Source organism: Micromonospora sp. DT31, assembly GCF_049841795.1.
GTDB lineage: Bacteria > Actinomycetota > Actinomycetes > Mycobacteriales > Micromonosporaceae > Micromonospora.
This window is the reverse complement of record NZ_JBNCKZ010000039.1, coordinates 1-11080: the sequence shown is the minus strand read 5'-3', so window position 1 is coordinate 11080 and position 11080 is coordinate 1. Positions and strand designations below refer to the sequence as shown.

The following is an 11080-nucleotide window of genomic DNA, read 5'->3' as shown; positions in this document are numbered from 1 at the left end:
AAGCCCTTGTTATCCGGCCATGTGCTGGAGGGCGCTCCTCGGTCTTCGCCGAACGGGGTGAGACGTCGGCGAGTAGTTGCAAGGGTGGAGCTGTGAGGTTCCCCCGGTAGCTCGGAGGCTTTCGATCATGCTCTGATGGAGCTGAAGGGAGTCATCCGTGGCGGCACCGAAGAAGTACCCCGATGAGCTGCGTGAACGTGCGGTGCGTTTGTATCGGGAGTCGGACCCGAAGCCCGTGATCCGCCAGCTGGCCCGCCAGCTTGGGGTGCATCACGAGGCGTTGCGCAACTGGATCCGCCAGGACGAGGCCGACCGTGGCCAGCGCGACGACCGGCCGACGACCTCGGAGGTGGAGGAGCTGCGTCGGCTGCGGCGGGAGAACGCCGAACTGAAGCGGGCCAACGAGATCCTGAAAGCCGCGTCGGCTTTTTTCGCCTCGGAACTCGACCCGACCCGGCGACGGTCGTGACGCTCGTCGACGAGCTACGCGATCGCTTCGGGGTCGAGCCCGTCCTCCGGGTCCTCAACGTCGCCCCGTCGACCTACTACGGCTGGCTCGCCCAAGCCGCCAACCCCTCCGCTCGCCGACGCGAGGACGCCGAACTGGCGGTCGAGATCGCCGAGATCCACGAGGTGTCCGGCGGCACCTACGGCAGTCCGCGTGTGCACGCGATGCTGCGCCGCCAAGGCCGGCACGTGGGCCGCAAGCGCGTCGAGCGGTTGATGCGGACCGCCGGCCTGCAAGGGGCGTTCCTGCGCAAGAAGTGGCGCATCCCGTCGACCCGGTCGAACCCGAAGGCGACGCCGGCGCCGGATCTGGTCAACCGGCAGTTCACCGCGGCGGCGCCGAACCGGTTGTGGGTCGCCGATGCCACCCGCATCCCCTGCGGTGAGGGCGTGTTCTGGCTCGCCGCCGTGCGCGACGTGTTCTCCAACCGCATCGTGGGCTGGCGCTGCTCCGACCGCTGCGACACCGACTTGATCCTCGGCGCCCTCGAATACGGCATCTGGTCCCGCGACGTCCGCGACGGTCAACTGATCCACCACAGCGACCGCGGGTCGAACTACACGTCCTTCCGCTTCGCCCAGCGCCTGGCCGACAACGGCATCCTGCCGTCGATGGGGTCGGTCGGCGACTCGTTCGACAACGCTTTGATGGAGAACTTCTGGTCGACGTTGAAGATCGAGCTGGTCTACCGCAACTCGTGGCGAACCCGCGACGAGGCGGAGAACGCGATCTTCACCTACATCGACGGGTGGTACAACACCCGCCGCATCCAGAAAGACCTCGGCTGGCGATCCCCAGACGAGTACGAAACTGCCTGGCACGCCCACCGCACAGCACGACGAGACGGCTATCGTTCAGCCTGGGCCCACCGGCGCCAGGTAACCAACCCTCCGGCGAACCGGGGGAACCTCACTCCCCTACCGCTGCCGGTCATCTGCGTCGCCGCACTGCGGCACCGCTACCAACAACAGCAGGCCGCACGAGAGAAAGCCGGCGATGCCTGGCACGACACCGGCATGATCTTCACGACCCGGTACGGACTGCCGCTCGAACCCCGCAACTTCAACCGCTCCTACGACAGCCGCATCGCCCGTGCCGGCATTCGAAAGATCACCGTTCACGACGCCCGACGCACCTGCGGTTCGCTGCTGGTCGACCTGGACGTGCACCCCCGGGTCGCGATGGCGATCCTGCGGCACGCGGACTTCTCGATCACGATGGAGATCTACAGCCAGGTCTCGTCCAAGACGACCCGCGAAGCTCTGCGGAGGCTCGGGGAAAGCCTCGATCAATGAGCCGTTGCTGTACTTCGCTGCTGTACAAGATCAGAAATGGCCATCCGGAAGATTCCGAATGGCCTCTGACCTGCGTCGGGACGGCCGGATTCGAACCGACGACCCCTTGTAACGGAAAGTAGCCGAAGCAGGCTTGTCATCACTTGCCTGAGGTGGTCGCTGAGCTGCAAGGACGTTGCTAAGGCCTCACGGGCTCTTGTCACTCTTCGCCAACATTTGGCCTGCGTTTTCGGGGGGTAAACGGGGGGCAAGGTTGAACGTCCGCCGCGTCTGGCCGTCTATCAATCGGTCCTGCCAGCTTTATAGATCGTGTACCGACCGGACTTGCGGCAGCCCGTCCTCGGTCAACACGATCGTCACCGGGACCTCACGCGGTGGCGGTCTCTCGGTGGTCTCGCGCAACCTGCGGTGCGCGGAACATTCGCAGGACGGTTGCAGCGGGTCCGGGCACCCGACGATGGCAGAGGTCAGCCGCTGGACCCCGTCGGCGTCGACCGGCCACGACCAGTCCATGTCCCACGGCTCCTCCCACGGCGGGTGGAAGCAATCGTGATCAAAGCGCACCAGAAGGCCCGCCCCACACTCCGGGCAGGCCTCCACGCTGCTCCAGCGGTAGTTGACCTGGTGCCCCGAGGCCCCGTGCGGGACGCCCCAACTGCTGATGAGCACCACCGTGCGCTGATCCGCCCGGCACACGACACAGATGCCCATGGCCGCCCCTCCCCTGCCGTACGCCCGCAACCACACCCTAGAGATCGACGACAATCCGCGTGGCGTCGGCGCGCAAGCCCTGACAGACTCCCTCGCAGCACTGGGCAACCCCACATGGACCTGACGAGACCGACGCCCACCCGGCGTAGCGACGGGCGCGATCACCATTACAAGATCCGCAAGTTAAGTCCTAGCCGACTGCGGGGTTGAAGCCCTTCTCGTTCACCAGCGCTTCCACCTCAGCCAGCAGCTGGTCGATGTCCGCGTCACTCCACGACAGGACATCGTGCACAGCCACGAGGGTGGCGCATTTCAACTCGATCACGGTCTTGGCGCTCAGGTCACCCACCTGCATGTCCTCACCGAGGGCCTGCCGAATTAACGCCTCCATCGCGAGTACGTCGATGGTCGGACCGAACCCCACCCGCACGTCCGCGACGAACGAAGCGATCTCCCGCAGATCCGCACCGGGCACGAAGCGACGCCGCACCGCAAGCTCGAACGCGGCATCAATGACTGCCATCGAGTCGGCCTCGCCGCCAGGCTCGTGCATCGCCCGTCTAGCCCGTTCGACCTCATCGGACTGACGCAGCGCCAGCCCGCGCAGGAGTTGGCCCATCAAGGTGACCGGCCCGGACGTCGCCTCCCGCGCGCCAACCGCCCGGCGACGTTTCCTACTCACCTTCACCGCCACCCCGCCTCCAACGCCAATGCATCCCGCCTCCATCCGTACGCGGCACCGTCGACCACTCGCCCGCCAGCGACCCGAACAACCCGATCTGCCTGCCGGTGAGAACCACGTCCTCCGCCGACCTCAGCAGCCGGATGATCTCGTCGTCGTCCAGTCCCAGATCGCCTACCAGTGCGAAGAGCAGAGCATAGCGAGTGTTGCCCAACAACCCTCTGTCCATCGACTCGGCAAGGTGCTCCTCACCGAGCGAGATACGGATCGCCGCCTCCGCCTCACGCGGCGGTACCCGCGCCTTCACAGGAGCGGCGGCGTTGAATTCTCGAACGAAGCGGGTGACCTCGCGGAGCTCCAGGCTGCCGCTGAAGCGTCGCAGCACGGCGAGATGGAATGCAGCCTGCATGACATCAAGCCCGTACTTCTCCCGCTCCAACTCCGCGCAGAGCCGCCGCCACCGCCTCTCGTCCCCCTGGAACTCCGCCAGCAGCATCCGCGCCTCCGGCGTCCGGAACTCAGGGTCGGTACCTGGCGACCGTTCACCATTGATCACGACCAGGTTACTCGCCCACTCGCCTGGGCTCTCGATGCGCGAATACAGCGGCGAACCTCGCAGGGTCTCCCAATCGCTCAGGTTGACCGAGGTCGCTGCGATCTTGACGAGCACCTGTCGGCCAGTTGGAGACGGCTTGGAGACGTCCTCGATCCGTAACACATCCGGCGGCCCGTACCGGTCGTACAAGATCGCTCTCATCCACGCACTCCTAACCCTTCGCCACCGGCCGCAGTACGCCGGGGCCGGCAGGCAACGGCTTCTTGGTAGCACACATAGACGAGGGACCGAACGCCTCCAACCGCAGAGCCGACACTGCCGCCGCTGCGACGACGTACTCGACTCGACACGGCCAGACATCAACAACGCCACCGACGTCACCCTCGTGACGTGCGATTCAGCGGTACAAGAGTGTTCCTGGTCGAGTCAGAAACCTCGGAAGACACCATCCAGGCCCGCTGAAGTCGCAAACTCGATGTAGTCCATGTTCGCGAGCGAAAGGTTGTTCTGGATCGCCTGCACCTGAGTCGGCAGCGCCCGGAACGGTCGCGCGTCGACACCGGCGTTGAGGTTGATGACCAGCACGGGGTGGCCGGGCGTGGATACGGCGATAGCGTCGATCACGAACAGCACCGGGTGCCGGTACTCGTGCGGGTAGCTCGGTGGGTAGCTGGCTACGATCGATGCCTCATCCAGGCCGTCCAACGCGCGGTCCTCAACGAAATCCACGTCCGCGCCGAAGCCCTCCTCGGTCGGCTCCGCGATCCGCATCCTGATCTGATTCCAGACGGCGTCATCGGTGAAGTCTGCTCGTACCACCGGGACGCTCCATGTCCCCGGCAACTCTGCCACCGCCGCAGCTTAACCATCGAAAGAGGCCCTGGCCTACCGGCGCCCAGATCGACGCGGTGTCTGGCCGCGCGTAACCGCCGACCGATCGGCGGCGGAAGCGGGTGCTGGCATGTGTCGATGTTGATGTCAGCACTGCGCAAGTCGAAACCGGCCCGTGGACGGTCCACTAACCCTCCGGCGAGTCCCGTGGTGCGGTGATCGTGAAGCTATGGTCGATCGCCCTCACCAAGGCGGTCCCTTGCCGGCCCAGGTCGGCCCGATCAGCCCATCTGGCCAAGGCGTCCAGGAAGCCGACGAGGTCACGCTGCACGCCCTTCAGCAGCTGCGGCAGCGCATGACGCGGGAGGTCGACATGGAGCCCGGCCCAGCGGCCGCGATGACGGTCCGGGCCGCGGTCTTGCCACACCCGCAGGTCATCGCCAACCGCCTCGATCTCAGGGCCCGGGTCGTGGCCCAGCCATGGCGAGTCGCCAGCAAGGGCCTGCGCCCAGTCCCGCCAGTCCTCCAGTCCGGCGCAACAGCCCGGCACCACGACCCTTCCGGTGCTGGGGTCACCCACCTGCAGGCCGCCGGCGATGATTAATGGTTCCTCGGCGAGCAGGGCGTCCACGACCTCATCGCGGTCGCTAGGAGGCGGCACCTCGATCCGAGCAGCCAGAGCGGCCACGAACAGTCCGATTTCCTCATCGGTGCAGGCGGCGTTGAGTGGCAGCCATGACCAAGGTGCGGTCTGGGCCACCGGCCATGGCGGCGCCGGGTCGTTGGTGAGCGCGGGGACTTCGATGACCGCCTGCATCGTGATCACGGCGCTATTGAACTCGATGTCACCCACCTGAACATGGGGATATCTCGCTCGTCCATCCACAGCTGCCGTAACACGTGCCGACTCCACGAGGTGAGTGACTACACCGCCGCGCGATCTCGGCTCGGTCGTGCACTCGACGGCGCCGTACCTACCGGTGCCCGCACATGATCGGTGACGGACCGGCCGACGCCGGCGTGCATGCTCAGCGGCAGTTGAGGGTGCGCCGAGGATTCGGTGCGGTTCAGTCCCACCAGAGGGCAACCGCCAGCCGCCGATGCGCCGCATGTGCGTAGAAGTCGCGCAGCGCGGCGAGATGCCGTTGCAGGTATGGCCGTGGGTGTCCGTCGAACTGACGCATTCCGATGCACAGCAGTGCCGCCGTGGCGTCTTCCGGCAGGGCGGCCAGCACCGCCCCCGGGTCGACCTGTCCGAGTAACGCGGCAACATCAGCGACGATGGCAGGTTCGAGCGCCGTCACGGGATGCTCCCACACCGTGTCCCGGCGGTCGCGGAAGGCCGGATTGATCTCTACGTCGCCGTTGAGCCCGCGCCGCAACGCTGCGGCGATCGGCGTGCTGACCTGCGCCAGTTCGAACACGCGGATGAGCGGAGCCGGTGCCCAATCGAGGTCCAGGTACTCCGTGAAGGGGAGCAGCGCGAACGAACAGAGCTTGTCCAGCTCCTCGGCCGAGCTGCGGCACGTGGCGAGCTGCCCAGGCAAGAGTCGTGCCAACTGCTACGTAACGGCCACGCTCGAGAGCTTCTCAGACCGTAGATCATCGCCGCCCTCGAAATTTACTCCTCGCTACACATCGGATGCAGGCACCCGCGATACGGATACCTTCAGCGACGACCGCCTTGCGGCAGATTCGGATGCTGCTACAGCACGGTTGTCCGACCGTCCCCAATATCGCCTACGACGAGCATGAGCTGTAGCGGTAGCTCTTTGTCATACTGGCCGACCTCGACGATGATGCCGCGGTCGCCAACCTGCCAGACGTCGACCTCGCAGAACCAGCCGGCCAAGTAGTCGAAGAGCAAGCTGCCTGGCTCGTCATGCGGCGGATTGCCAGAGACGTACGGCATGAGATCTTTCGGCTGCGGCGACCCATACCGGATGGTGATGGCCTGCGCAAAGCGATCACGGTCCGCCTCGAACTCGGCGCAACGAGGTTCGTAGATCTCATCGCGAGTCTGGCAGTCCCAGAAGTCCTCGCTCACCCGCAGATCGACGTGATGCACGTCAGCGTCGGCCGGCAACTGCCTCACGAGAAGGTCGTCGAGCACCGAAAGCCACTGATCCACGGCAGCGACCTTACGCCTTCGGACCCTTGGAAGGGTCTTGAAACTTGGAGCCCTCGACCTCGGCAGGCAGGCCGTTCCGCTGGCGGAACCGCTACGGATGGTAAGTGACACCGGCCAGCCCAGGCCCGCTCGGCGGCAGATCCGCGCACCGGATCTTCGGGCCAGGCCGGCCATTTTCTGATCTGCTGCGCACCCAGCTCTCGCCGCTCACGGGTACGTTGACTCGGTGCGGATCGGTGCCTGCCAGACGTTAGAGATCCTTGGTGACGTGGACGCGGCGGTGACGGTCATCCAGGACTTCGCGGACCGGGCTGACGCGGCGGGTGTTGACCTGCTGCTGTTCCCAGAGTGCTTCCTGCAGGGCTATCTGGTCACGGGCGAGCATGTGCACCGCCACGCATTCGACGTGCGTTCGCTGCGGTGTTGGCACGGCTGGCCGGCATCCGGCAGATGCTCGTGCTCGGGATGATCGAGCGGTGGCGGGGCCGGTACTACAACACGGCGCTGGTCGTCACGGCCGGTCGAGTGGTAGGTGGGTATCGCAAGACCTTCCTGACCGGCGGAGAGTCGGTGTTCACGGCCGGGGACTCCTACCCGGTGTTCACCCATGACGGTATGCGGTTCGGCATCAACATCTGCTACGACACGCAGTTCCCGCAAGCAGCGGCCGCGGTGGCTGTGGGTGGGGCGCAGGTGTTGCTGGTGCCGGCGCAGAACATGATGCGCCGCGAGAAGGCATTCTGGTGGCAGGCCCGACACAACGAGATCCGCGCGCGGCGGGTCCAGGAGACGGGCATGTGGCTGATCTCCGCCGACGTCACCGGCGAACGTGACGAGTCCCGGATTGGGCTGGGCCCAACCTGCGTCATTGACCCGGTCGGCCAAGTGGTGGCGCAAGTCCGCACGGGGACGACCGGAATGGCCACCATCGAGATCGAGCCGCCGTAAGTCGCCCACTACCGACTTGCTCCACTCGGCTCGCGGCTATGAGAGTACGTCGATCCTAGATGCGGAGCGGCGCCCGCGTCGCCGAGACGTAGGTGGCTGTGGCCGCGGCCGATTCGACGGTGAGCGCCACCAAGGGGCTGTTGAACGATTGGCGGCGGTCGCGGCTGTCGTCGTCCGCGTGGGCTTACAGGATGTACAGGAGATTGTGGGTCGCGGCGAAGTAGTCGTCGTCGCGTGGTGGTGGTGTCCGCCCGAGCAGGTGTTCGGCCGCTCGGTTGCGGCGTTCGCTTCCGAGGCCGACGCCAACATGGGTCAGGGTGGGATGGCTGGCAAATGGGATGAACGCCTCGGCCGGTAGCGACGACTGGGTGACCCAGAGGTCCTGGAGTCGGGGTGCGGCGGCGAGCCCGTGAAGGGCGTTGGGCTGGCGTAGGCGCCGCATGCCGTCGAGGTCGACGCGGAGCAGCGCGGTGCTGGGACTGAAGTCGGGAAGCTGGTCGATGGTCAGGGCGTTCAGGATCAGCCATTGCAGCGCGGGTAGGCGCGTCACCGGTTCGAGGTTGGTGAGTCGGCGGACGTTGCGGACCGCGAGGTAGCTCAGGGTCGGGATCTGGGTGAGCCATTCGGCGTCGGTCAGGGAGCCGAGGGTGAGTGACAGCGACTGCAGGTGCGGCAGTGTGACGATCGGGAGGATTTGGTCGACCGGGATTCTCCAAAGGGCGAGGCCCTGCAGGTTGGGGTTGGTGTGGAGTAGGTCCGCGAGGCCGCGGTGATGTGTTGCGATCCTGAGTTCGCGCAGGTTCCGGAACGCGGTGGCCGGGGTGAGGTCGAGGGGCTTGCGGGTCTCGCCGAGGTCGAGGAACTCGACGTCGGCGTCCAGCTGGTGCAGTGGGGTCAGGTCGGTCAGGTGGAACAGGTCGGCCACGCTGAGGCGGCGAAGGTGCGGGAACCAGCGCAGGAACCGCAGCGTGGACAACTCGGTATCAAAGCCATACGCGCGCAGGGTGACGGACGGATGCTCCGCCAGGATCGCGGCGAGCGTGCGGTAGTCCGCATCGGAGAGCGGCGCCTGGAACTGCACCCTCGTGGCCGTGTCGAGCTCGGCCCGGAGCCGCGGCACGTCGATCGGACTCGACACCTCCATCAGGCCACCCACAGCCACTGATCTTCCCGCCTGCGGTCGCCGCCCTCCAACTCGAAGCGGCGGCGATCTTCTACCCGATCGCCGGGCCATGCGCTAAGCGGCAGATCAGTGCGTTCGATCTGGGCGGGGCTCATCCGTCCCTGTCAGCGGTCCCGGACGGTTTCCCTGTCCGAATCGGCCCCTTCCGCCGGTCGCTCTTTCGCTCCGCGTACAAGGGCGCTCTCCTTGATGTCCGGCGCCGGTGGGCAGGTCAGCGGCTGAGCGTGATCCAGTAGCGGCGGACCCGGACGTGCCCGGTGTCGAGGATTCCCTGGAACACGCCGCCCTGGCTTTCGATGGTGCGCGCCGAGGCGAGGTTGTCCTCCAGGCAGGGGATGAGCACCCGGTGCAGACCCAGCACGGTGCGGGCCTCACGGAGCATCTCGCCCAGGGCCCAGCTCGCCAGGCCGCGCCGGCGGGCGGAGGGACGTACGCCGTAGCCGATCTGGCCCAGGTCATCGTCCTGCCAGTGCCGCATCGCGATCCCCCCGAGCACCTGCCCCTCCTCGACGATCCACCGGCAGGAGGCGTGCCGCTCGTCGGGGCATGGCGCCCCGGCCCCGTGGTCGAGCCGGACACGTCGCCGCACCCAGTCGGCGAAACCGTCGGGCGAGTCCAGGTCGTCTTCGGGGCCGAGGCCGAAGCCGTCCTCGTGCAGACCGGGTCCCCAGTCGTCGCGGCAGTCCTGGAAGGCGGCATACAGCCTGCTGGTGGGCGATATCAGAGTTGGCACGCGGGCCAGCGTAGCCACGGTCGGGGCCTCCGACGAACCCCTCGAATCCGCTGTGGACCAGGCTCTCTCGGCCGCCTCTGCTGTCGGCGAGGCTGTTCGTTCAGGGGAGTACGTGTGTGCCCGCCCGGGCGACCCTCGAGGGCCTCAGGGTGGGTATCTGACTACTTGCGAGGCAGCACGCCCCCACCCGCGAGGGGCTCAGCACAGCGAGGTGAGTGATCCGCGTCATAAAGTGGTCGCGACACCGTCGGAGGGCGTCGTAGCAACACTGCTTTCACTCGCGTGTTCGGCGCTCCCCACTGCGGAATCACTGGCGGAGATCAGCCGGTTCCCCTGCCGCGCAGTTCCGCGGCCCGATCGGGCGAGCCGAGGAGACACACAGCAGCGAGCAGGCCGTCGCCGACGACGTGACTGACCTCGCCGGCTGACCACCGACGCTCAGCGGCATGGCCGCGCGCCCGCAGCACAACATCTAGGGTGTCGCCGTGATCCCCTCGGATTGGTCGGATGTGCCCGATCGCCTGGCCAGACTGTCGACGCACCCGTTTGCCGGCATGGTCTTCGGAGCCAACGGCCATCAGTGGCGGCGCGAGCCTCCTCTGACCACGGATGAGCTGGCCGAGCTGGAATCACAGTTAGATGTCGAGCTACCCGCCGAGTACCGTTCCTTCCTCCTACAGGTCAGTCGCGGGGGCGCAGGCCCGGCGTACGGCCTCTTTCCCGTTCAACGGGTAGACGACCGCTGGCGTTGGGAAGGCGACGGTGCCGAACTCACCGACCTGAAGACGTTGAGCCGGCCGTTCCCGCACACCGATGCATTCAACCCCGCAGACGACCTGCCCGATCCCCCTGGCAAGGCGGACTTCGACTCCGAAGACAAGTTCAACGAGGCTGAAGACGCTTACTGGCAGCAGCACGAAGCTGTCGTCTTCTCGCCCGAACACTCCATCGGGCTGCTCTACCTCTGTCACCTCGGCTGCGCCTACCGCGAAGCCCTCGTCATCAGCGGACCAGCTCGCGGTCAGATGTGGGGCGACGACACCGCCAGCGACGGCGGATTCCTGCCTCTGCACGAGCCCGACGGGAGCCCGACAGGCTTCACGCGCTGGTGCCGAGGATGGCTCGAACAGGCCGAAAAGCAAACCCAGTCCCGATAAAGCCGGAACGCTCTGCAGCACGGAAGGCGGCAGAAGCGGCCGTGCCGCGAGCACTCTTTCCGCCATGCCGAATCGCTTCTACCGCCGTCGTTGGGCGGAGAACCGATGCGGGGAGTTCGCTGGCTGGGGCCACTCGGTCTGGTACTTCGAAGTGGGCGATGACGGCTGGCCCGTTCGTCAGGTCGAGGCGTACGACGCCGGACGCGTACTGCGCTACGGCCCCAACCACTCTGAGGAGCCGTCGTCGCTCTCCGTACTGCGATCACTTCTAGTGCCTTGACCACGAAGGTTCGCGGTGTTGGGGTCAGGCTGCGAGGGCGGCGGGTTGGCCCCAGCGTCGTTGGC

General features: G+C 66.5%; 14 protein-coding genes. 5 read left to right on the top strand and 9 right to left on the bottom strand.

Annotation, left to right across the window (positions count from 1 at the left end):
- The first annotated feature begins 157 nt into the window (after positions 1-157).
- Positions 158-469, top strand: a complete 312-nt coding sequence (locus ACLQ2X_RS28095; RefSeq protein ID WP_204924187.1) for a transposase — start codon at positions 158-160, stop codon at positions 467-469.
- Positions 466-1803, top strand: coding sequence for an IS3 family transposase (locus ACLQ2X_RS28090; protein WP_425684095.1), 1338 nt, complete (start codon positions 466-468; stop codon positions 1801-1803). Before ACLQ2X_RS28095 ends, ACLQ2X_RS28090 begins: the two co-directional genes overlap by 4 nt.
- A gap of 300 nt (positions 1804-2103) precedes the next feature.
- Here ACLQ2X_RS28090 and ACLQ2X_RS28085 read toward each other — a convergent pair whose 3' ends face one another.
- From ACLQ2X_RS28085 to ACLQ2X_RS28055, 7 genes are all read right to left on the bottom strand, one after another.
- Complete coding sequence (locus tag ACLQ2X_RS28085) at positions 2104-2514, bottom strand: hypothetical protein (protein WP_425684094.1); 411 nt, start codon at positions 2512-2514, stop codon at positions 2104-2106.
- A 190-nt stretch (positions 2515-2704) separates the two neighbouring features.
- Positions 2705-3208 (bottom strand): hypothetical protein, encoded by a 504-nt coding sequence (locus tag ACLQ2X_RS28080; protein WP_425684093.1) that lies wholly within the window; start codon positions 3206-3208, stop codon positions 2705-2707.
- Positions 3189-3953, bottom strand: a complete 765-nt coding sequence (locus ACLQ2X_RS28075) for a hypothetical protein (protein ID WP_425684092.1) — start codon at positions 3951-3953, stop codon at positions 3189-3191. The genes ACLQ2X_RS28080 and ACLQ2X_RS28075 overlap by 20 nt, the downstream gene beginning before the upstream one ends.
- Positions 3954-4178: 225 nt before the next feature.
- A complete protein-coding gene (locus tag ACLQ2X_RS28070; protein WP_425684091.1) occupies positions 4179-4604 on the bottom strand; it encodes a DUF6924 domain-containing protein in 426 nt (141 codons plus the stop codon).
- Between the two features lie 166 nt (positions 4605-4770).
- Positions 4771-5436 (bottom strand): hypothetical protein, encoded by a 666-nt coding sequence (locus ACLQ2X_RS28065; RefSeq protein ID WP_240322313.1) that lies wholly within the window; start codon positions 5434-5436, stop codon positions 4771-4773.
- A gap of 214 nt (positions 5437-5650) precedes the next feature.
- The gene (locus ACLQ2X_RS28060) at positions 5651-6130 is read right to left on the bottom strand and encodes a hypothetical protein (protein ID WP_425684090.1); all 480 of its coding nucleotides are present in this window, start codon (positions 6128-6130) and stop codon (positions 5651-5653) included.
- Positions 6131-6288: 158 nt separating this feature from the next.
- On the bottom strand, positions 6289-6714 hold the full coding sequence (locus tag ACLQ2X_RS28055; RefSeq protein WP_425684089.1) for a hypothetical protein: 426 nt from the start codon (positions 6712-6714) through the stop codon (positions 6289-6291).
- 226 nt (positions 6715-6940) lie between these two features.
- On the opposite strand from ACLQ2X_RS28055, the gene ACLQ2X_RS28050 reads away from it, so the two are divergent.
- Together ACLQ2X_RS28050 and ACLQ2X_RS28045 are read left to right on the top strand one after the other, a co-directional pair.
- A complete protein-coding gene (locus tag ACLQ2X_RS28050) occupies positions 6941-7183 on the top strand; it encodes a hypothetical protein (RefSeq protein WP_425684088.1) in 243 nt (80 codons plus the stop codon).
- Positions 7138-7662: a carbon-nitrogen hydrolase family protein gene (locus ACLQ2X_RS28045; RefSeq protein WP_425684087.1), complete on the top strand. Its 525-nt coding sequence runs from the start codon at positions 7138-7140 to the stop codon at positions 7660-7662. Before ACLQ2X_RS28050 ends, ACLQ2X_RS28045 begins: the two co-directional genes overlap by 46 nt.
- Before the next feature lie 184 nt (positions 7663-7846).
- Here ACLQ2X_RS28045 and ACLQ2X_RS28040 read toward each other — a convergent pair whose 3' ends face one another.
- Positions 7847-8818: a hypothetical protein gene (locus ACLQ2X_RS28040; RefSeq protein ID WP_425684086.1), complete on the bottom strand. Its 972-nt coding sequence runs from the start codon at positions 8816-8818 to the stop codon at positions 7847-7849.
- Positions 8819-9056: 238 nt separating this feature from the next.
- On the bottom strand, positions 9057-9578 hold the full coding sequence (locus tag ACLQ2X_RS28035) for a GNAT family N-acetyltransferase (RefSeq protein WP_425684085.1): 522 nt from the start codon (positions 9576-9578) through the stop codon (positions 9057-9059).
- A gap of 485 nt (positions 9579-10063) precedes the next feature.
- Here ACLQ2X_RS28035 and ACLQ2X_RS28030 point away from each other — a divergent pair, with 485 nt between their 5' ends.
- Complete coding sequence (locus ACLQ2X_RS28030) at positions 10064-10735, top strand: SMI1/KNR4 family protein (protein ID WP_425684084.1); 672 nt, start codon at positions 10064-10066, stop codon at positions 10733-10735.
- The last annotated feature ends 345 nt before the right edge of the window (positions 10736-11080 follow it).

Coding starts and splice junctions, on each gene's coding strand:
- ACLQ2X_RS28085 (WP_425684094.1), bottom strand. CDS start 2,514: ATGGGCATCTGTGTCGTGTGCCGGGCGGATCAGCGCACGGTGGTGCTC.
- ACLQ2X_RS28075 (WP_425684092.1), bottom strand. CDS start 3,953: ATGAGAGCGATCTTGTACGACCGGTACGGGCCGCCGGATGTGTTACGG.